This window comes from Streptomyces sp. NPDC023481, from assembly GCF_055560195.1.
Window position 1 is genome coordinate 50,733 of the sequence record NZ_JBVHJE010000012.1, and the last position, 19,813, is coordinate 70,545.

Genomic DNA, 19,813 nt, shown 5'->3' on the forward strand with positions numbered 1-19,813 from the left:
ACCGGGGGCTCCGCCCGGCTAGCATGGCGGGGACGATTCAACCGGACGACGGGAGCTGCACAGCCATGGAACCTCGTTCCTCGGGGCTGCAACGGCTCGTACGCGAGGTCGTCAAGTTCGGGGCGGTCGGCGGTGCCGGCGTCCTGGTCAATCTCGGCGTGTTCAACCTGGTCCGGCATGTCTCGGACCTGCCGGTGGTGCGGGCCAGCATCATCGCGACCGTCGTGGCCATCGTCTTCAACTACGTCGGCTTCCGTTACTGGACGTACCGGGACCGCGACAAGGGCGGGCGCACCAAGGAACTCACGCTGTTCCTGCTGTTCAGCGCGGTCGGCCTGGTGATCGAGAACGGCATTCTGTACCTGGCGACCTACACCTTCGGCTGGGACAGCCCGCTGCAGAGCAACATCTTCAAGTTCGTCGGCATCGGCGTGGCCACGCTGTTCCGCTTCTGGTCGTACCGCAGCTGGGTCTTCCGCGCCCTCCCGGCCCGGGAAACCGTGGCGACCGCGGAGACCCTCCTGGAGCGGGAGTCGAAGAAGCAGCCCCCACGGCAACGCGTCCCGTAACCCGGGCCGGCACTCCGGCTCCCGCCGCCCCGCTCCCGGCGTCTACCGGACCGTAGGCCGGTCCTCGTCGAGTACCCGGGACGGGGGCGTGCGGGAGAGGAACAGGCCGAAGACCGGGGGTTGCGCCTGGAGGAGTTCCAGGCGGCCGCCGTCGGCTTCCGCGAGGTCGCGGGCCACGGCCAGGCCGATTCCGGTGGAGTTGCGGCCGCTGATCGTGCGCTCGAAGATCCGCGCGCCGAGGTCCGCCGGTACGCCCGGGCCCTCGTCGGTGACCTCGATCACGGCCTGGTTGCCGGTGACCCGGGTGCGCAGGGCGACGGTGCCGCCGCCGTGCATGAGCGAGTTCTCGATCAGCGCCGCCAGCACCTGGGCGACCGCGCCCGGCGTGCCCACCGCCGTCAGGTGCCGCTTGCCGGAGCTGACGATGGCCCGGCCTGCGCTGCGGTAGGCGGGCCGCCACTCGGCGAGCTGCTGCTGGATGACCTCGTCCAGGTCGAAGGTGACGGCGGAGCCGGTGCGCGGGTCGCGGGAGTTCGTCAGCAGCCGCTGCACGACGTCCGTCAGCCGCTCCACCTGCGTCAACGCGATCGTCGCCTCCTCCTTCACCGTGTCCGGGTCATCGGTGAGCGTGATCTCCTCCAGCCGCATGGACAGCGCGGTCAGCGGAGTGCGCAGCTGGTGGGAGGCGTCGGCCGCCAGGCGCCGCTCGGCGGTCAGCATGCGCCCGATCCGCTCGGCGGAGGAGTCCAGGACGTCGGCGACCCGGTCCAGCTCGGGGACGCCGTACCGCTTGTGCCGCGGGCGCGGGTCGCCGGAGCCGAGGCGTTCGGCGGTCTCGGCGAGGTCGGTCAGCGGGGAGGCGAGCCGGTTGGCCTGTCGTACGGCGAGGAGCACCGCCGCCACCACGGCGAGGAGCGCGACCAGCCCGATGATCAGCAGGGTCCGGCCGACCTCGCGGGTGACGGCGGAGCGGGGCTCCTGCACGGTGACCGTCTCGCCCTCCTCGCCGTGCTGGGTGTAGCCGATGGTGTCGCCCTCGGGCTTGGCGCCGATCTCTATGGGCTGCTTGCCGGGCAGCCGGATGACCGCGTACTGCTCCTTGCTGACCGGGTTGCGCAGGACCTCCGCGCTGACGTTCTCCGCGGCGAGGATCCGGCTGTCCACGATGCTGGCCAGCCGCACCGCCTCCGACTCCACCCGTTCCTGGGCGCTGTTGCTGATCGTCCGCGTCTCGACGATCACGAGGGAGACGCCGAAGACGGCGATCACCACGAGGACGACGGCGAGGGTGGACTGGATGAGACGTCGGCGCATGGTCCGCTACCTGGTTACCTGGCTGCTCGCTGGGGCCGGTCCGCGGTCAGCTCTTCTCGAACCGGAAGCCGACGCCCCGCACCGTGGCGATGTACCGGGGGTTCGCCGCGTCGTCCCCGAGCTTCTTGCGCAGCCAGGAGATGTGCATGTCGAGGGTCTTGGTCGAGGACCACCACGTGGTGTCCCAGACCTCGCGCATCAGCTGGTCCCGGGTCACCACCCGGCCGGCGTCCCGCACCAGCACCCGCAGCAGGTCGAACTCCTTGGCGGTGAGCTGGAGTTCCTCGTCGCCCATCCACGCCCGGTGCGACTCGACGTCGATCCGCACCCCGTGCGTGGCCGGCGGCTGCTGCGGCTCGGCGGCGCCGCGCCGGAGCAGGGCCCGCACCCGGGCGAGCAGTTCGGCGAGCCGGAAGGGCTTGGTGACGTAGTCGTCGGCGCCCGCGTCCAGGCCGACGACGGTGTCTACCTCGTCGGCCCGCGCGGTCAGGATGAGGATGGGCACGGCGTGGCCGTCGGCGCGCAGCCGGCGGGCGACCTCCAGGCCGTCCATGCCGGGCAGGCCCAGGTCCAGCACGACCAGATCGACGCCGCCCTGCATTCCGGCGTCGAGCGCGGTGGGTCCGTCCTCGCGCACCTCGACCTCGTAACCTTCCCGGCGCAGGGCGCGGGCCAGCGGCTCCGAGATGGACGCGTCGTCCTCGGCGAGCAGTACACGGGTCATGAGGTGATGGTAGACCGCCCGGGCGCGGTGCCGGGGTGTGATCGGTTTCCGGTGTTCTTACCTTCCGGCCGTCCCGGTACGGACCATTGACCTGGGGATGCGATCCTGGAAGGGACCTTCGAATGCCCGCGTACGGTTCCCGCGACACCTGTGATCCGCGTCTCAAGTCCTTCCATATCCGGCGGTGTACTGCCGTATGGTGATCTGAACGCCTGTAGTACACCGGGGGCCTTCGGCGGGCAGTGGACGCTGAAGGTCTCTTTTGTGTACGGGCTGATCAAGATCAGCCTTGAAAGGAACGACCTCTGGCCGGGCTCCGGACGCTACTGAAGCGTCGCGGGGCGTGGATCCCGATGGTTGCCGTCCGCCGCTCCGTGATCCGGAGGGGGTCCCCCTGGGCGTGGGGGTGGACGACCGACCTGCCGGTGCCGGCCGCACCCCCACCGGGCGCGCAACGCTCCAGCAGCCGCGTCCCGACCAGCAAGGAACGACCATGGCGTCCAGCCTGACGAAGGACTCGGTCCGACCGGGCACCCCCGGTTCCGAGAAGACCTTCTTCGGCCACCCCCGCGGACTGGCCACCCTTTTCATGACCGAGATGTGGGAGCGTTTCTCCTACTACGGCATGAGGGCCCTGCTCCCGCTGTACCTGGTGGCCCCGGGTGGCCTGCACCTGAACGCGGGCACGGCGACGGCGATCTACTCCGTGTACCTGTCGCTCGTCTACCTGCTCACCCTGCCCGGCGGCTGGTTCGCCGACCGCGTGCTCGGCCCCCGCAAGACGGTCGCCGTCGCGGGCGTCGTCATCATGCTCGGCCACCTGTGCCTCGCGCTGCCCGCCGCCGCGAGCTTCTACGTCGGCCTGGTCCTCGTCGCCATCGGCTCCGGTCTGCTGAAGGCCAACATCTCCACGATGGTCGGCCATCTCTACAACGGTCCTCAGGACCCGCGCCGGGACGGTGGCTTCACGCTCTTCTACATCGGCATCAACCTCGGTGCCTTCGTCGCCCCGCTGACCATCGGCACCGTCGGTGAGAGCGTCAACTGGCACCTGGGCTTCGCGCTGGCCGCGCTCGGCATGGCGCTGGGTCTGGCCCAGTACCTGCTCGGCGGCCGCCACCTGAACCCGAAGAGCAGCGAGGTGCCGACCCCGCTGACGCCCGTCGAGAAGGCGGCCACCCTGCGCAAGGGCCTGATCTGGCTGGCCATCGCCGTGGTCTTCTACGGCATCGTCGGCGGCACCGGCAACTTCACCCTGAACTGGGCGCTGATCCCGCTCACCCTCATCGGCCTGCTCGTGCCGATCATGGTCATCTCCCGCATCCTGCGGGACAAGGACCTGGACTCCGCCGAGCGGTCGAAGGTGTCGGCGTACATCTGGTTCTTCGTCGCCGCCGCCGTGTTCTGGATGATCTACGACCAGGGTGGCTCGACCCTGTCGCTGTTCGCCGAGGAGCGGGCCGACAACACCATCTTCGGCTGGGAGTTCCCGGTCTCCTGGTACCAGTCGGTCAACCCGGTCATGATCATGGCGCTGGCGCCGGTGTTCGCGTGGCTGTGGCTGTGGCTGAACCGCCGCGGCAAGGAGCCGAGCACCATCGTGAAGTTCTCCTCCGGCCTGGTGCTGGTGGGCGCGTCCTTCTTCGTCTTCCTCGCCCCGCTGTCCATCGCGGAGGGCGGTCACAAGGCCGCGGCGATGTGGCTGGTCGCGATCTACTTCGCGCAGACCGTCGGTGAGCTGACGCTGTCCCCGGTGGGTCTGTCCGTGACGACGAAGATGGCGCCGCAGAAGTACGCCTCGCAGATGATGGGCGTCTGGTTCCTCGCCGTCACCGCGGGCGACTCGGTCACCGCCCTGCTGTCCAACCCGGCCGTCGGCGGCGTCAACCTCGACCGGATGAGCTTCGTCGCCCTGGAGGCCGTCCTCGCCGTGGTCGCGGGTGCCGCGGTGTGGATGTACCGCGGCAAGGTGAAGAAGATGATGGGCGACGTGCACTAAGTCCGCCCGCAGTCGCAGCCGGCAGGGCCACCGCATCCCCGGGATGCGGTGGCCCTCCGTTCGTGCGGGCCTCGGGCCGGCTATCGCGCCCTGCGCCGGGGAAGCACCGTGAAGACCGCGCCGCCCAGCAGGATCACCGTGCCCGCCACCAGGCCCAGGGCCTTCAGGGCGCCGTGGTCGCTCGCGCCCGTCTCGGCCAGGCCGCCGGAGCCGCCGTCACCGCCGGTCGTGGCGGTGCCGGAGGACCCGGTGCCGGAGGACCCGCCCGAGGTCGACGTCCCGCCGGCGGCCCCGCCGGGCTGCCCGGTGGTGTCCAGGGTGAGGGAGACCTCCGTCCTCGCCGGGGTGCAGGTCGTGGTCGTACCGAGGGCCTTGACCGTGAGGACGCCCGGGGACAGCGTCGAGGTGCCGCTCGCGCCCGGCTTGTAGGTGCCGGTGAGGTCGGGGATCTCGATCGGGCTGCCGGCCTTGACGGGGCCCGCGTTCGTCGGCCCCTCCACGTGCACGGTGCCCTTGTCGGCGCCGCCCAGCAGCACCTCCATGGACGGCTTCACGGAGTCCTTCGGGATGTCCACGGGGCTGTCCATCACCGACTTCCCGAACTTCACGGTCAGGGCGTAGCTCCCGCCGTCCTTCCGCGCGTCGATCCGCACCGGCGAGGTCGCGCTCTTGTCGCCGATCGGGGTCTTGCAGGCGTACGGGACCTGCACCTCCCTGCCGGGGAAGTCGGTCTGCCCGGTGCCGCCGGTCGCCGTGGGCGTGGCCGAGCGGGTGGGGGTCGCCGACTTCGTGGGGGTCGCCGAGCGGGTGGGGGTCGCCGACTTCGTCGGGGTCGCGGTCGGCGTGCCGCCGCCCGCTGCCACCTTGATCGTCGCCGCCTTCTGCACGGTCTCCTTGGGCGTGCACCGCGTGTCGGTCGACATCGCGTTGACGGTGTACGCGTCCGGGGTCAGCGTCACCTCGCCGGCCGCCGTCAGCTTCAGGCTGCCCTTCATGTCGGACAGCACCATGGCCCCGCCCTTGGGGATGGCGGGGTTCTCCCGCGGCCCCCGCATCGCGAGGTCGGCGGTCTGCGCGCCGGCCGCCTTCAGCACGCCGGACGGCTGGACCGAGTTCGCCGGCAGGTCGATGATGTCCGGGTTCCTGGACGCGGCCTGGACGAACTTCCACCCGATGTCCACCGTGTCGCCCACCTTGGCCGTGGCCGGCGCGGTGATCTCGACCTTCGTGGTGCCGTCGACGGGGTCGATGCCCGCGGGCGGCACGCAGTGGGTGGCATAGGCCACCTCGGCCGCCTGCGCGGGCGCCACCATCGGGCCCAGCAGGACGCCCGCCGCGCAGAGCACCAGCAGGGCGCCCGTGCTCCCGGCCGCTGTGCCTCTCCTTCGCATGCTCACGTGGGTCCCTTCGTGGGTGGTGTGGTGGGAGTGGTGGGGCTGGTGGGTGCGGTCGGTGTCGTAAGGCTCGTCGGGGTCGTCGGGCTGTCGTCGTGCGGTGCGCAGTCCGGGGTGAACCACGGCAGGGCCGGAGCCGCTGCGGCCCGGGGCGCCGGGGGCCCGGCGGTGCGGGAGCGCGGGAACGGCAGGCGCGGTCGCGGTCGCGGGTTCGGGTGCGGGTGGCGGGTTCCGCCGGGGCGGTGCGGGCGGATCCGGTCCACCAGGGCCATGCCGATGCGGAACAGGGCGGTCGGTACGACCAGGCAGAGCAGGATCCAGAACAGGGTCACGCCCCACGGCCGGCCCACGCCCCAGGGCTGCTCGGCGAGCACCCGGTCGCCGTAGCGGAGGGTGACGGTGTAGTTGCCGTGCGCCCCGGCCGACAGTTCGACCGGCAGCTTGACCTGCGCCTTTTTCCCCGGGCCCAGGGTGCCGTGCCACTGCCGCTCGTCCCACTCGGGGGCGAAGACGCCGTGCGCGGTGCCGACCTGGAACACCGGGTTCTCGATCGGGCTCGTGCCGGTGTTGCCGACGGTGAAGGTCAGGGTGCGGGCGGGTGGCGCCCCGAACCAGGTCAGCGGCCCGCTCGACCCGGTCAGCCGGGTGTCGGAGAGCACCGCCAGCCGGCCGGCGGAGCGCTCGGCGGGCAGCGGGGCCACGGGGTGCCCGGCGACCTGGAGGACGGCGTCCGCCTCGGCCGTGGCGCCGGTGACGGTGGTCACGTGGACGACGCAGGGGCAGGGTACGGGGGGTTCGGCGACCGGCAGTCTCCGGCTGAAGGCGCCGTCGGCGCCGGTGGTCACGGCCCGCCCGTCGCCGTTGGCGCAGGAGTTGGTGCCGCCGACGACTCCCCGGGCCGGGGTGGCCCGCCCGCACACCAGCACCGTCAGCAGCGTGCGCGGCCGCCAGCCGCTCCCGCTGACGGTGACCGACCCGCCGGCCCCGGCCTGCACCGCCGACAGCCGCACCACCGGCCGATCCGCTGCCGCCCCCTGTCCGACCGGCCCGACGACTCCCACCAGCAGCGCCACGAGAACCAGCAGCACACTCCGCCTCACGACACCGCCCCCGTCCGCTCGGGGGTGCCTGGTGCGCCGCCCGGGGGCGCGAGCCACCAGGACCGCGCGCGGGCGGTCGGCAGCGTGAGCGGCGGGAGCAGGGGGACGGGCAGCGGCATCCGCGGAGGGGGCGGCGGCGCGGGCGGCATGGGCGGCTCCAGCGGTGATGGCCGGACGGTTCGGCGGGCGGCGCGGGTGCGGCGGGATGCGGTCCGGCCGGCCCCGGTCAGCGGCGGGCGGTCCGGCCCCGCCGGGACAGCCACAGGGCGCCCGCCGCACCGGCGAGGAGAACCGTTCCGCCGAGCGTGCCGAGGGCGACCACGGAGTCCTCGGGCCCGGTCTGCGGCAGCTGCCCGACGCCTCCCGACGACGAGGACGAGGACGAGGAGGACGACGAGGAGTTGGGGGAGGACGAGGATGAGGACGACGAACCGCCTGCCGCCGTGACGTCCAGGGTGAGGGACGGCTTCGGGCTGTTGGTCGGCGTGCAGGTCGTCGTCGTACCGAGCGCCTTGATCGTGAGCGTCCCCGCCGTGAAGGTGACCTTGCCGCTCTTCTTCGGCGTGTAGGTGCCGCTCAGGTCGCTGATCTTGATGGGCGTGTTGGCCGGGATGGCGGCGGCGTTGGCGGGTCCGCTGACGGCGAGCGTGCCGCTGTCGGCGCCGCCCAGCCCGATCGTGGCGCTGGGGCTCATCGCCCCCTTGCCCAGCTCGACCGGGCTGGAGGAGACGCCCTTCTGCCAGGACATGGTGAGCCGGTAGCCGCTGCCGCTCCGGACGCCCTTGATGTCGATGGGTGAAACGGCGCTCTTGACACCGATCGGGGTCTGGCAGCGGTAGTTGACGTCGACGACGTCGGCGTGGGCGGTCGGCGCGGCCAGCAGCACCGCCGAGCCGGCCAGGGCCGCGGCGGACGCGAGCGCGGCGGTTCGTTTCGGGTACGACACGGTCGGTCCACCCCATCCGTTCCTGACGGCATATCAGATTCGGCCGTCAAGGTACGCCGGGGGCCGTGAGGTTGGAAGACGCGTCACACGCCGGAGTTGTGGCGGTCCGGCGTGCGCGGAGAGGGGTCGTGGGGGAGATCCCGTGGAAGAGGTGTCGTAGGGCGGACCGCCGGGCATGGCGGCCGATCGGCCGGCGGGAACCGGTGTGCACCGGCGCCCGGGCGGCCGTACGGGCTGCTCAGGCCGGGGCGCCCAGCTCGGCCCAGACCGTCTTGCCCGGCGTATCGGCCGTGCGGACCACGCCCCAGTCCAGGCACAGCCGCTGCACGATGAACATGCCGTGGCCGCCGGGGCGTCCGGCGCGGTGCGGGGTGCGCGGGGCCGGCTGGCCGGCGCCGCGGTCGGAGACCTCCAGCCGGATCACCTTGTTGTCGCAGGCCAGGCGGAGTTCGTCGGGTCCCTCGGCGTGCAGGCAGGCGTTGGTGACCAGTTCGGAGACGACCAGCAGCACGTCCTCGGCGGCGGCCCGCTGGTCGGCGGTGTCCGCCGGCAGCCAGCCCCACGCGTACAGCGCCTGGCGGGTGAAGTCACGGGCGAGCGGGACCACCCCGCTCTCGCCTTCGAGACGGAGTCTGCGGACCTGCCGCCCCCGGGCTCGCGGTGTGCCGTCGGCCGCTCCGGAGGGCACGGCGGCCCCGGAAGACACGGCGGCCCCGGAGGGCACAGCCGCCCCGGACGGCGCGGCTGCCCCCGTGGCGGCGCCGGTGGCCGGCGCCTCCCCCTCGGACGCCCCGGAAGCGCCGCTGGGCTCCGGGCCGCGGTCGCCCGGCGAGAAAGGCCGGGTGGTGCTCATCAGCGCTTCACCTCACCGAATCACCAGTTCAAGATTCAATAGTCCGGTCAGTGGTCCGGCCGGCGGCCGGGCCGTGCGTCCGGCACCGTCGGCGCCGGCCGGTCCGTACGCCGTCCGCGGGTCGTACACAGGTCGTCCCCGTCCCGCCCACCGGCGGGCCGTTCCGCCCTCCGCCGCCCGGCGGGGGCCTGGCCCGTCCGTGCGTCGGACGCGCGTTCCGTCAGGTCGTTCGCCGGCCACGGTGGATCCGGCGGCCGACAGGACGTCTCCTGCCTTCTTCTGCCCTCTCCTGCCCGGCCGATCCGACGGAACACCCCCGTTTTGGACGTGACGCGGACAACGCCCTCCAAAGCCGGTGCGCGGACCGGTCCGGGCGGGGGCGGCGGCTCAGTCGGCACGGTCGGCCAGAGCCGCCTCCACGGAATCGTGGACGGTGAAGACCGCCTCGGCTCCTGTGATCTCGAACACGCGGGCCACCACCGGCAGCATCCCGGCCAGATGGACGCCGCCTCCGGCGGCCTCCGCCTTCAGCCGGGCGCCCAGCAGGACGTTCAGCCCCGTGGAGTCGCAGAACTCCAGGCGCGAGCAGTCCACGACGAGCCGCGCGAAGCCCTTGTCCAGAAGGTCGTCGAGGGGCTCACGCAAAAGATCGGCGGTGTGGTGGTCCAGCTCACCGGCCGGTGTCACAACGGCGCTGGAGCCCTCTTCCCGCACCTCCACCAGAAGCCGGCCCGACTGTGCGCTGCCGACCGTCCCGTGGTCCATGCCGTCTCTCTCTCCCGAGGTCGTGGCTGCTGATGCCCTCGAACATTACGCCTTCCAAGCACACTCCGACACCCGAACATCCGCACACAATCGGACATATCGCCACAGAACGCACTTGCGACTCGCTCGGTACACCGGGTAGGGCTAGTAAGGCACACATTCCTACACGCCGGCTTCGGAGGCGCCGCACACCGCAGTTCACGTACTGGCTTCGGCAGCCTTATGCCGAGAACGATGGAGGACACCCATGTCACCCCGGCTCGACGCATCGCATACCCCGATCGCGACGTCGACACCCCCACCGGAACAACTGGATCATCCCATCGACACCCTCGACGTCTTCGAGGGACTCCCGGAGATCCCCCCCTACGACGAGATCGGCGCCGTCGACGCGCGCGCCCTGTCGAAGACCCTCTTCGAGCGGCTGGAGTCGCTGGAGGAAGGGACGTACGAGCACGCGTACGTCCGCAACACCCTGGTCGAGCTGAACCTCGCGCTCGTCAAGTTCGCCGCCTCCCGCTTCCGCTCCCGCAGCGAGCCCATGGAGGACATCATCCAGGTCGGCACCATCGGCCTGATCAAGGCGATCGACCGCTTCGAACTCTCGCGCGGCGTCGAGTTCCCCACCTTCGCGATGCCGACCATCATCGGCGAGATCAAGCGGTTCTTCCGTGACACCTCGTGGTCCGTGCGCGTCCCGCGCCGGCTGCAGGAGCTGCGGCTCGACCTCGCCAAGGCCGGCGACGAGCTGGCGCAGCGGCTGGACCGCGCCCCCACGGTCGCGGAACTCGCCGAGCGCCTCGGCATCTCCCGGGAGGAGGTCGTCGAGGGCATGGCCGCCTCGAACGCGTACACCGCCTCCTCGCTGGACGCCCAGCCCGAGGAGGACGAGACCGAGGGCGCCCTCGCGGACCGTATCGGGTACGAGGACCACGGCCTGGAGGGCATCGAGTACATCGAGTCGCTCAAGCCGCTGATCGCCGAACTCGCGCCCCGGGACCGGAAGATCCTCTCCCTGCGTTTCGTGGCGAACATGACCCAGTCGGAGATCGGCGAGGAACTCGGCATCTCCCAGATGCACGTGTCCCGGCTGCTCTCGCGCACCCTGGTCCGGCTGCGCAAGGGGCTCACCCTGGACGAGTGACACCGGCGTCGCTCGCGGACGCGGAAGGCGGCCCTGCGACGGCGGAAGGCGGCCCTGTGACAGCGAAAGCGCCCCTGTGACGGCGGAAAGCGGCTCGGCGGACGGCGCCGGGCCGCTTCGCCGTTCCCGGGACCTGCCCCTCCGGCTGGCGGGTGCCCCACGGCCCAACCGTTATGCGGTTACCCGCGGAAACATCTTTGCAGCGCCCGTCCCCTCCACCACTATGGCCCCCCGAACCGGCTGGTGTAACAGCCGCGTTCGCGGAACGGAGGGTGTCGTATGGCCGAGGAGGACGACCACGCCGGATCCGGGGGCCGCGAGGACGCACCGGACGCACGGCTGACCGAACTGCTGCGCTCCCCCACGCACACGGCGTACGCGGCGCTCCAGGAGCTGCGCCGCCGGCACCACCCGGCGGTCCTCGGCTACGCCCGGCTGTGCGCGGTGAGCGATCCCGTGGCCCGCCGGCTGGCGGCGGAGACCTTCGCCACGGCGGCCCGCGAGACGGCCCGGGGCGTCGAACCGCCCGTCCCGCTGCGCCACCGACTCCTGCTGCTCACCGCCCGGCTGGCGGCCGACTGGGCGCGCGACGAACGCTCCGTGGGCATCGACCCGGGCCTGCTGCTGGTGCTGAACGCCACCGGCCGCCCCGAGGGCCCGACCCCGCCACTGCTGCCGGCCTTCCAGTCGCTGCCGTCCCGCACCCAGGGCCTGCTCTGGTACGGCGTCCTCGACGCGGAATCCGTGGAGCGCACCGCCGCCTTCCTGGGCCTGAGCCGCGCGGACGTCGCCTACGGCACCCAGCAGGCCCTCAAGGCCCTGGCCCAGGCCTGTCTGAGGCACCGCCTGGCCGCCTCGGACGACCCGCGCTGTGCCGACTTCCGCCGGCTGATCGAGGAGGCGGTACGGCCGGACGCCCCGCGCCACAGCGCCGACCTGGACGCCCACATGGCCCGCTGCCCGCACTGCACGGCCGCGTTCGAGGACCTGCGGGCGCTGCGGGACGCGCCCCGGCAGACCCTGGCCGAGGGCCTGCTGCCGTGGCGCGGAACGGCGTACCTAGGCCGGGAGGAGCCCGCCGCGCCCCCAACCGCCCTGGCGGAGCAGCCCGGTGAGCCACCCCGGCGCCGCGTCCTGCTGGTCGCGGCGGCCCTGGGGGTGGCGCTGACCCCGCTCCTGGTGTTCGCGCTCGTCCCGGCGCACCACGCCGACCAGCAGCCGGCGGTCGCGACCCCGGCGCACCCCCCGGTGACGGTGACGGCCACGGTGTCCGTCACCCCGACCCCGTCCCCCACCCCGTCCCCGTCACCCAGCGTCTCCCCCACCCGGTCGTCGCCGTCGGCCACCCCGAGGCCGGCCTCCCCCCGCCCGGCCCCGTCACCGAACCGGACGACACCGACGCCGGCGCCGACACCCCGGCCGCCGGGCACCTCGCCCGCGCAGGTCGTCGACCTCGCCACGGGCCGCTGCCTGGACATCCGCTACGGCGACCTGTCCCAGGGCAACGACGTCGTCACCGCCCCCTGCTCCTCCGCGCCCACCCAGCGCTGGCGCGTCGACCCCTACCTCGGGGTGCTCCGCTCGGCGGCCGACGACCACTTCTGCCTGGACAGCCGGGGCTCGGTCGACCGGGGCGTGGGCATCTGGGAGTGCGACGCCGTCTACAGCGACAACGGCGGGAACCTCCGCTTCTCCGTCGATCCCGACGGCACGATCCGCCCGTACATCGCGATCGAGACGGCGGTCACCCCGCAGGGCCGGTGCGGCGTGGCCCTCAGCCCCCTGGACGGCGGCCGGGAGCAGCGGTGGCGGGCGGGGGCGCGCTGAGGGCGCCCGGTGTCCCGGCGGGGCCGCACCGTCCGGCTCACCGCACCCGAGCTCACACCACCCGGACTCCGCGTCGCCACACCCCGCTGACCAGGGGCACACCCGGCCGGTAGGCGAGGTGGACGTGGCTGGGCGCGTCCAGGAGGGTCAGGTCGGCGTAGGCGCCGGGGGTGAGGCGGCCCACGTCGGTGCGGCGCAAGGCCGCGGCGCCGCCCGCCGTGGCCGACCAGACCGCCTCGTCCGGGGTCATCCGCATGTCGCGGACGGCCAGCGCGATGCAGAAGGGCACGGAGGAGGTGAACGACGAGCCGGGGTTGCAGTCCGTGGACAGGGCGACCGTCACACCGGCGTCCAGGAGGCGGCGGGCGTCCGGCCACTCGGCGCGGGTGGAGAACTCGGCTCCGGGGAGCAGGGTGGCGACCGTCGCGCTGTTCGCCAGGGCGTCCACGTCCGCGTCCGTGAGGTGGGTGCAGTGGTCGGCGCTGGCCGCGTCCAGTTCGACGGCGAGCTGCACACCGGGGCCGTAGGAGAGCTGGTTGGCGTGGATGCGCGGGTGCAGGCCCTTCGCCTTGCCGGCGGTGAGGATCGCGCGGGCCTGGTCGCCGTCGAAGGCGCCCTTCTCGCAGAAGACGTCGATCCAGCGGGCGTGCGGCGCGCAGGCGTCCAGCATCTCGCCGGTGACCAGGGCGACATAGGCCGCCGGGTCGTCGGCGTGGTCGGGGCTGACGATGTGCGCGCCGAGGTACGTCACCTCGTCGGTGTGCTTCGCCGCGAGGCGCAGGGCCCGGGACTCGTCCTCGACGGTGAGGCCGTAGCCCGACTTGGTCTCGAACGTCGTCGTGCCCTGGCGGAGGGCCTCGTCGAGGTAACGGGTGAGGTTCGCCTCCAGTTCCGAGTCGCTCGCGGCCCGGGTGGCCGCGACCGTGGTGCGGATGCCGCCCGCCGTGTAGGAGCGGCCGGACATGCGGGCGTTGAACTCCTGCGTCCGGTCGCCCGCGAACACCAGGTGGGAGTGGGAGTCCACGAAGCCCGGCAGCACCGCCCGGCCGCCGGCGTCGACCCGGTTGTCAGTGGCGGGTGCTTTGCTTGACTCACCGGTCCACACGACCCGGTCGCCGTCGATGACGACGGCCGCGTCCTGGACCAGACCGAGGGGGGAGTCACCGAGGGAGGGGTCGTTGGTGACCAGCGTGGCGATGTTGGTGATGACGGTGCTGCTGCTCATGGTGTCCTCGTGGGTGATCGTCAGGTGCGGAGGGCTTCGACCGCCCGCGCGAGGGCCTGCGGCACGTCCGGCACGAGCGTGTGCGCCCCGTCGCGTACGACGTGCCGGCCGCCCACGACCGTGTGCCGCACGTCGGCCGCGCCCGCCGCGAATACGGCCGTCTCGGCGCCCAGCCTCGGCAGCGGCCCGGCCGTCCTGACCGAGTCCAGCGCGATCGTCGTCAGGTCGGCGAGCGCCCCGGGTTCGATCGTGCCGGCCTCGTCCCAGCCGAGGGCGGCGTGGCCGTCGGCGGTGGCGGCCCGCAGCAGTGCGGTGGCCGTCCAGTGGCCGCGGGTGCGGGTGCGCAGCCGCTCGTTCAGCTCCATCGCGCGCGCCTCTTCGAGCAGGTCGATGACGGCGTGGCTGTCGGAGCCGAGGGAGAGCGGGGAGCCGGCCCGCTGGAGGGCGACGGCCGGGCCGATGCCGTCGGCCAGGTCCCGCTCGGTGGTGGGGCACATGCAGGTGCCGGTGCCCGAGCCGCCGAGCAGGGCGATGTCCTCGTCGGTGAGGTGGGTGTTGTGCACCCCGGTGGTGCGCGGCCCGAGGACACCGTGGTCGGCGAGGAGCCGGGTGGGGGTGCGGCCGTGGGCGGCGAGGCAGGCGTCGTTCTCGGCGGTCTGCTCCGACAGGTGCACGTGCAGCGGGGCCCGCCGCTCCTGCGCCCAGCCGGCCACGGTCGCCAACTGGTCGGCGGGCACGGCCCGTACCGAGTGGATCGCCGCTCCGATCCGTGCGTGGTCCCGTTCCTTGAGAACTGCACAGCGTGTCGCCCAGGCGTCCGCGCTGCCGTCGGAGAACCGCAGCTGGTGGGCGTTCGGGGCCTCGCCGAAGCCGGCGGAGAGGTAGCAGGTGTCGAGGAGGGTGATGCGGATGCCGGCCTCGGCGGCGGCCGCGATCAGCGCCTCGCCCATGGCGTTGGGGTCGGCGTAGGGGGTGCCGCCGGGGGCGTGGTGGACGTAGTGGAACTCGCCGACGCAGGTGATGCCGGCGAGGGCCATCTCGGCGTACACCGCGCGGGCCAGGGCGTGGTAGGTCTCCGGGGTCAGCCGGTCGGCGACGGAGTACATCACCTCGCGCCAGGTCCAGAAGGTGCCGGAGCCGACCTGGACGGTGCCGCGCAGCGCCCGGTGGAAGGCGTGGCTGTGGGCGTTGGCGAGCCCCGGCAGGGTCAGCCCGCGCAGCACCTCGGCGCCGGGCGGCGGGGCGGGCGTCCCGGTGCGGACGGCACCGATCCGCCCGTCCGCGACCTCGACGGCCACGCCGGGCTCGACACGGCTGCCGAGCCAGGCGTGCTCCAACCAGTAGGTCCCCTTGGTCACCTGCGGGCCAGCCCTTCCAGTACGTCGGCGAGTGCGTGCACCCCGGCCACGCAGTCGTCCTCGGCCGCGAACTCGGCCGGGGAGTGCGAGACACCAGTGGGGTTGCGCACGAACAGCATGGCGGTCGGAATCCTCCCGGACAGGATCCCGGCGTCGTGTCCCGCGCCGGTGCCGAGGACGGGCACGGTCAGGCCGGTGTCCTTGCCGAGGATGCGGCCGAGTTCGTCGCGCAGGGCGTGGTCGAACTCCACGACCGGGGTGAAGGACTCCCGGACGACGTCGAGATCGATGCCGTGTGCGTCGGCGTACTCGCGGGCCGCCTTCTCGACGCCTGCCACCACCGTGTCCAGGGTGTCCTGGTCGGCGGCGCGGGAGTCGAGCCAGCCGCGCACCAGCGAGGGGATCGCGTTGACCCCGTTGGGCTCGACGGCGATCTTGCCGAAGGTGGCGACGGCACCGGCGAGTTCGGCCTCGCGGCGGGCGGCGAGCACCGTCTCGGCGTAGGACAGCATCGGGTCGCGGCGGTCCACCAGGCGGGTGGTGCCGGCGTGGTTGGCCTCGCCCCGGAAGTCGAACCGCCACCGGCCGTGCGGCCAGATGGCGCTGGCGACGCCGACCCGGTCGCCGGACAGGTCCAGCGCGCGGCCCTGTTCGACGTGCAGCTCCACGAAGGCGCCGATCCGGGCCAGCCGCTCGGGGTCGGGCCCGATGGCGTCGGGGTCGTATCCGGCGGCCTCCATGGCGCGCGGCAGGCTGGTGCCGTCCCCGTCGGTGAGCCGGTGCGCCTGCTCGACGGTCAGCTGCCCGGCGGTGAGCCGGGACCCGACGCAGGCGAGCCCGAACCGGGCCCCCTCCTCGTCCCCGAAGTTGACGATGGCCAGGGGCCTGGCGAACTGCGTGCCCCGGCCGCGCAGTTCGTCCAGCGCGGCGAAGGAGGACACCACGCCGAGGGGCCCGTCGAAGGCCCCGCCGTCCGGCACGGAGTCCAGGTGCGAGCCGGTGACGACGGCGTCCCCGGCGGCGGGGTCGCCGAGCCAGGCCCACTGGTTGCCGTTCCGGTCGACCTCGTAGGCCAGCCCCCGGTCCTCGGCCTGCTGCCGGAACCAGGCCCGGCACTCGGCGTCCGCCCCGGTCCAGGCGTAACGCCGGTAGCCACCGGAGTCGGGGTGCCGGCCGAGGGGGAGCAGCTCGGCCCACATCTCGTGGAAGGAGCCGCCCCCTGCGGGCCGCGACGGCCGGGCCTGCGTCACGCCTGGTCACCCTCACGCATCGGCACCCGGACCCCGCGCTCACCGGCGACGGACTCGGCGATGTCGTACCCCGCGTCGACGTGCCGGATGACGCCCATCCCGGGGTCGTTGGTGAGCACGCGCCGGATCTTCTCGCCGCCCAGCTTCGTGCCGTCGGCCACCGTCACCTGGCCGGCGTGGAGGGACCGGCCCATCCCCACACCGCCGCCGTGGTGGATGGACACCCAGGACGCGCCGGAGGCCACGTTGACCATCGCGTTCAGCAGCGGCCAGTCCGCGATCGCGTCGGACCCGTCGAGCATGGCCTCGGTCTCGCGGTACGGGGAGGCGACGGACCCGCAGTCCAGGTGGTCCCGGCCGATGGCCAGCGGCGCGGCCAGCTCGCCGCTCGCCACCATGTCGTTGAAGCGCTCGCCGGCCTTGTCCCGCTCGCCGTAGCCGAGCCAGCAGATGCGCGCGGGCAGGCCCTGGAAGTGGACCCGCTCGCCGGCCAGTTTGATCCAGCGGGCCAGGGACTCGTTCTCGGGGAACAGCTCCAGGATCGCCTTGTCGGTCTTGGCGATGTCGGCGGGGTCGCCGGACAGGGCCGCCCAGCGGAAGGGGCCCTTGCCCTCGCAGAAGAGGGGCCGGATGTAGGCGGGGACGAAGCCGGGGAAGGCGAACGCGCGGCCGTAGCCGGCCAGCTGGGCCTCGCCGCGGATGGAGTTGCCGTAGTCGAAGACCTCGGCGCCGGCGTCCATGAAGCCGACCATGGCCTCCACGTGCCGCGCCATGGACTCCCGCGCGCGCGTGGTGAAGCCGGCCGGGTCCTTCGCCGCCTCGGCGGCCATGTCCTCGAAGGCCACGCCCACCGGGAGGTAGGACAGCGGGTCGTGGGCGGAGGTCTGGTCGGTGACGATGTCGATGGGGGCGTTCATCGCGAGCAGCTGCGGGACCAGTTCGGCCGCGTTGCCGAGGACGCCGATGGACAGCGGGCGGCGGGCGTCGCGGGCCTCGGTGGCGAGCTGGAGGGCGTGGTCGAGGGAGTCGGCCCTGACGTCGAGGTAGCGGTGCTCGATGCGGCGCTCGATGGCGCGCGGGTCGCAGTCGACGCAGATGGCGACGCCGTCGTTCATGGTCACGGCGAGGGGCTGGGCGCCGCCCATGCCGCCGAGGCCGGCGGTGAGGGTGATCGTCCCGGCGAGGGTGCCGCCGAACTTCTTCGCGGCGACGGCGGCGAAGGTCTCGTAGGTGCCCTGGAGGATGCCCTGGGTGCCGATGTAGATCCAGGAGCCGGCGGTCATCTGGCCGTACATGGTCAGGCCGAGGGCCTCCAGGCGGCGGAACTCCTCCCAGGTGGCCCAGTCGCCGACCAGGTTGGAGTTGGCGATGAGGACGCGCGGGGCCCACTCGTGGGTCTGCATGACGCCGACCGGGCGGCCGGACTGGACCAGCATGGTCTCGTCCTGCTTGAGGGTCCTCAGCGTGCGGACCATGGCGTCGAAGGAGCGCCAGTCACGGGCGGCCTTGCCGGTGCCGCCGTAGACGACGAGCTTGTCGGGGTGCTCGGCGACCTCGGGGTCGAGGTTGTTCTGCAGCATGCGCAGGGCCGCTTCCTGCTGCCATCCCAGAGCGCTCAGCTCCGTGCCGCGCGGTGCTCGTACGGGGCGGGGTCCCGACATCGTCTGCCTCCTCCTGTGCCTACGTCTATTCACATCCTGTCTTTCTGAATAGAGCTAGTCAATACGCCGGAGGGCCGCGTCCGCGCGCGGCGGGTGTTTGGCTGGAAGCACCGGCACGGGAAGACCGGCGGCCGAGACAGGAGGGGCGACCCATGGCGGACATCGACAGCGAGACCCGGGAGCGGGCGGACCGGCGGGACCGGGCGGTGCGGGCGGCCGTCGAGCAGGGGCTGCTGGGCCCGGACGCGGCCGTCGCGGGCCTGCTGGACGTCACCGGGATCCGGGAGTCGGCGGCGGCGCTGCGGGCGGCGTTCGACGCGGTGACGGCGCCCGGCACCCCGGTGCTGCACGCCTTCGCGGTGAAGGCGACCCCGCTGGTGCCGGTGGTGCGGCTGCTGCACGAGGCGGGCATCGGCGCCGAGGTCGCCAGCCCCGGCGAGCTGGCGCTGGCCCGGGCCGCCGGCGTGCCGCCCGCCCGCACGGTGCTGGACTCGCCGGCGAAGACCACGGCGGAACTGCGCGAGGCGCTGGCCCTGGGCATCGCGGTGAACGCCGACAACCCGCAGGAGCTGGACCGGCTCGACGCCCTCGTGCGCTCCGCCCCGGCCCGGTCGCCGCTCGGCCTCCGGGTCAACCCGCAGATCGGCGCCGGCACCATCGGGGCGACCTCCACGGCGACGCCGACCTCGAAGTTCGGGGTGGCGCTGCGGGACGAGGGGGCGCGCGAGTGGGTCGTACGGGCGTACGCGCAGCGGCCGTGGCTGACCCGGCTGCACGCGCACACCGGCTCGCAGGGCATCCCGCTGCCGCTGCTGGCGCGGGGCGTGGCGGAGGTGTACGCGCTCGCGGAGGAGATCAACGCGGCCGTGGGGCGGCGGCAGGTGGACACGGTCGACATCGGCGGCGGGCTGCCGGTGAACGTCGCGTCGGAGGAGACGGCGCCGACGTACGCGGCGTACGCGCGCGTGCTGGCCGACGAGGTGCCGGGGCTGTTCGACGGGCGGTACGGGCTGGTGACCGAGTTCGGGCGGTCGCTGACGGCCCGGCACGGGACGGTGGTGGCCCGGGTGGAGTACGCCAAGAGCGCGGGCGGCCGGCGGATCGCGGTGACCCACGCGGGCGTGCAGGTGGCGGTGCGGACGGTGTACGTGCCGGGGACGTGGCCGCTGCGGATCGCCGCGTACGACGCGAAGGGGCGGCCGAAGACGGGCCCCGAGGTGGTCCAGGACGTGGCCGGGCCGGCCTGCTTCTCGGGCGACCTGCTCGCCGAGGGGCGCGCGCTGCCGCCGCTGGAGCAGGGCGACTACGCGGCCGCGCTGGACACGGGCGCGTACGGCTTCGCCCAGCACTACTCCTACAACTCCCTGGTCCGGCCGGGTGTCTACGGCTACGTGCCGGACGGCGCCGGGGATGTGGCCTTCGCGGTCGTACGCGAGCCGCAGACGCTCGCGGAGGTGGTGGCCGAATCCGGAGGGGCGCACGCGTCCACGCTCACCACCCTGTGCGCCCCGGGGCGCCGTTGACAGATCCCGGCCCTCTCTCGAACAAATGGTTCAACGAGCGTGGCACACACGCCAGTTGCCCCACACTAGTACGCCGGACGCATGTTCCACCGGAAAATGCCAAACGGCTCACCTCCCGCACACACGTTGCGTAGTGTCGGCGTCACTCAGCCGGAGTCCCA

At 73.1% G+C, this 19,813-nt stretch carries 16 protein-coding genes; 5 read left to right on the top strand and 11 right to left on the bottom strand.

Going from position 1 to position 19,813, the window contains the following annotated elements:
- The first annotated feature begins 65 nt into the window (after window positions 1-65).
- Complete coding sequence (locus ACZ3ZD_RS22990; RefSeq protein ID WP_467400310.1) at window positions 66-569, top strand: GtrA family protein; 504 nt, start codon at window positions 66-68, stop codon at window positions 567-569.
- A 42-nt stretch (window positions 570-611) separates the two neighbouring features.
- Here ACZ3ZD_RS22990 and ACZ3ZD_RS22995 read toward each other — a convergent pair whose 3' ends face one another.
- Together ACZ3ZD_RS22995 and ACZ3ZD_RS23000 are read right to left on the bottom strand one after the other, a co-directional pair.
- The gene (locus ACZ3ZD_RS22995; RefSeq protein ID WP_467400312.1) at window positions 612-1,883 is read right to left on the bottom strand and encodes an ATP-binding protein; all 1,272 of its coding nucleotides are present in this window, start codon (window positions 1,881-1,883) and stop codon (window positions 612-614) included.
- 46 nt (window positions 1,884-1,929) lie between these two features.
- Window positions 1,930-2,607: a response regulator transcription factor gene (locus ACZ3ZD_RS23000; protein ID WP_061919258.1), complete on the bottom strand. Its 678-nt coding sequence runs from the start codon at window positions 2,605-2,607 to the stop codon at window positions 1,930-1,932.
- Window positions 2,608-3,100: 493 nt separating this feature from the next.
- On the opposite strand from ACZ3ZD_RS23000, the gene ACZ3ZD_RS23005 reads away from it, so the two are divergent.
- The gene (locus ACZ3ZD_RS23005; protein WP_467400315.1) at window positions 3,101-4,606 is read left to right on the top strand and encodes a peptide MFS transporter; all 1,506 of its coding nucleotides are present in this window, start codon (window positions 3,101-3,103) and stop codon (window positions 4,604-4,606) included.
- 80 nt (window positions 4,607-4,686) lie between these two features.
- Here ACZ3ZD_RS23005 and ACZ3ZD_RS23010 read toward each other — a convergent pair whose 3' ends face one another.
- The 5 genes from ACZ3ZD_RS23010 to ACZ3ZD_RS23030 form a co-directional block, all read right to left on the bottom strand.
- Window positions 4,687-5,997 (bottom strand): hypothetical protein, encoded by a 1,311-nt coding sequence (locus ACZ3ZD_RS23010; RefSeq protein ID WP_467400318.1) that lies wholly within the window; start codon window positions 5,995-5,997, stop codon window positions 4,687-4,689.
- Between the two features lie 2 nt (window positions 5,998-5,999).
- Window positions 6,000-7,085, bottom strand: a complete 1,086-nt coding sequence (locus ACZ3ZD_RS23015; RefSeq protein ID WP_467400832.1) for a hypothetical protein — start codon at window positions 7,083-7,085, stop codon at window positions 6,000-6,002.
- A 241-nt stretch (window positions 7,086-7,326) separates the two neighbouring features.
- The gene (locus tag ACZ3ZD_RS23020) at window positions 7,327-8,046 is read right to left on the bottom strand and encodes an LPXTG cell wall anchor domain-containing protein (protein WP_467400321.1); all 720 of its coding nucleotides are present in this window, start codon (window positions 8,044-8,046) and stop codon (window positions 7,327-7,329) included.
- 238 nt (window positions 8,047-8,284) lie between these two features.
- A complete protein-coding gene (locus ACZ3ZD_RS23025) occupies window positions 8,285-8,899 on the bottom strand; it encodes an ATP-binding protein (protein WP_467400324.1) in 615 nt (204 codons plus the stop codon).
- A gap of 387 nt (window positions 8,900-9,286) precedes the next feature.
- Entirely contained in the window at window positions 9,287-9,664 is a 378-nt protein-coding gene (locus tag ACZ3ZD_RS23030; RefSeq protein WP_467400326.1) for an STAS domain-containing protein, read from the bottom strand.
- Window positions 9,665-9,911: 247 nt separating this feature from the next.
- Here ACZ3ZD_RS23030 and ACZ3ZD_RS23035 point away from each other — a divergent pair, with 247 nt between their 5' ends.
- Window positions 9,912-10,808, top strand: a complete 897-nt coding sequence (locus tag ACZ3ZD_RS23035; protein WP_467400330.1) for an RNA polymerase sigma factor SigF — start codon at window positions 9,912-9,914, stop codon at window positions 10,806-10,808.
- Window positions 10,809-11,087: 279 nt separating this feature from the next.
- The gene (locus ACZ3ZD_RS23040; protein ID WP_467400333.1) at window positions 11,088-12,635 is read left to right on the top strand and encodes a ricin-type beta-trefoil lectin domain protein; all 1,548 of its coding nucleotides are present in this window, start codon (window positions 11,088-11,090) and stop codon (window positions 12,633-12,635) included.
- Window positions 12,636-12,687: 52 nt separating this feature from the next.
- Here ACZ3ZD_RS23040 and hutI read toward each other — a convergent pair whose 3' ends face one another.
- The 4 genes from hutI to hutU are packed head-to-tail and all read right to left on the bottom strand — an operon-like array spanning window position 12,688 to window position 18,129.
- A complete protein-coding gene (hutI, locus tag ACZ3ZD_RS23045; RefSeq protein ID WP_467400336.1) occupies window positions 12,688-13,860 on the bottom strand; it encodes an imidazolonepropionase in 1,173 nt (390 codons plus the stop codon).
- Between the two features lie 20 nt (window positions 13,861-13,880).
- Window positions 13,881-15,218, bottom strand: a complete 1,338-nt coding sequence (locus tag ACZ3ZD_RS23050; RefSeq protein ID WP_467400339.1) for a formimidoylglutamate deiminase — start codon at window positions 15,216-15,218, stop codon at window positions 13,881-13,883.
- Entirely contained in the window at window positions 15,215-16,417 is a 1,203-nt protein-coding gene (locus ACZ3ZD_RS23055) for an allantoate amidohydrolase (protein ID WP_467400835.1), read from the bottom strand. The genes ACZ3ZD_RS23050 and ACZ3ZD_RS23055 overlap by 4 nt, the downstream gene beginning before the upstream one ends.
- 47 nt (window positions 16,418-16,464) lie before the next feature.
- The gene (gene hutU / locus ACZ3ZD_RS23060) at window positions 16,465-18,129 is read right to left on the bottom strand and encodes a urocanate hydratase (protein ID WP_467400341.1); all 1,665 of its coding nucleotides are present in this window, start codon (window positions 18,127-18,129) and stop codon (window positions 16,465-16,467) included.
- 152 nt (window positions 18,130-18,281) lie between these two features.
- Here hutU and ACZ3ZD_RS23065 point away from each other — a divergent pair, with 152 nt between their 5' ends.
- Entirely contained in the window at window positions 18,282-19,652 is a 1,371-nt protein-coding gene (locus ACZ3ZD_RS23065; protein WP_467400344.1) for a type III PLP-dependent enzyme domain-containing protein, read from the top strand.
- Window positions 19,653-19,813: the final 161 nt, after the last annotated feature.

Bases quoted from the DNA above. Each gene is read 5' to 3' on its own strand.
- ACZ3ZD_RS22990 (WP_467400310.1), top strand. From the start codon at position 66: ATGGAACCTCGTTCCTCGGGGCTGCAACGGCTCGTACGCGAGGTCGTC.
- ACZ3ZD_RS22995 (WP_467400312.1), bottom strand. From the start codon at position 1,883: ATGCGCCGACGTCTCATCCAGTCCACCCTCGCCGTCGTCCTCGTGGTG.
- ACZ3ZD_RS23000 (WP_061919258.1), bottom strand. From the start codon at position 2,607: ATGACCCGTGTACTGCTCGCCGAGGACGACGCGTCCATCTCGGAGCCG.
- ACZ3ZD_RS23005 (WP_467400315.1), top strand. From the start codon at position 3,101: ATGGCGTCCAGCCTGACGAAGGACTCGGTCCGACCGGGCACCCCCGGT.
- ACZ3ZD_RS23010 (WP_467400318.1), bottom strand. From the start codon at position 5,997: ATGCGAAGGAGAGGCACAGCGGCCGGGAGCACGGGCGCCCTGCTGGTG.
- ACZ3ZD_RS23025 (WP_467400324.1), bottom strand. From the start codon at position 8,899: ATGAGCACCACCCGGCCTTTCTCGCCGGGCGACCGCGGCCCGGAGCCC.
- ACZ3ZD_RS23030 (WP_467400326.1), bottom strand. From the start codon at position 9,664: ATGGACCACGGGACGGTCGGCAGCGCACAGTCGGGCCGGCTTCTGGTG.
- ACZ3ZD_RS23035 (WP_467400330.1), top strand. From the start codon at position 9,912: ATGTCACCCCGGCTCGACGCATCGCATACCCCGATCGCGACGTCGACA.
- ACZ3ZD_RS23040 (WP_467400333.1), top strand. From the start codon at position 11,088: ATGGCCGAGGAGGACGACCACGCCGGATCCGGGGGCCGCGAGGACGCA.
- hutI (WP_467400336.1), bottom strand. From the start codon at position 13,860: ATGAGCAGCAGCACCGTCATCACCAACATCGCCACGCTGGTCACCAAC.
- ACZ3ZD_RS23055 (WP_467400835.1), bottom strand. From the start codon at position 16,417: ATGTGGGCCGAGCTGCTCCCCCTCGGCCGGCACCCCGACTCCGGTGGC.
- hutU (WP_467400341.1), bottom strand. From the start codon at position 18,129: ATGTCGGGACCCCGCCCCGTACGAGCACCGCGCGGCACGGAGCTGAGC.
- ACZ3ZD_RS23065 (WP_467400344.1), top strand. From the start codon at position 18,282: ATGGCGGACATCGACAGCGAGACCCGGGAGCGGGCGGACCGGCGGGAC.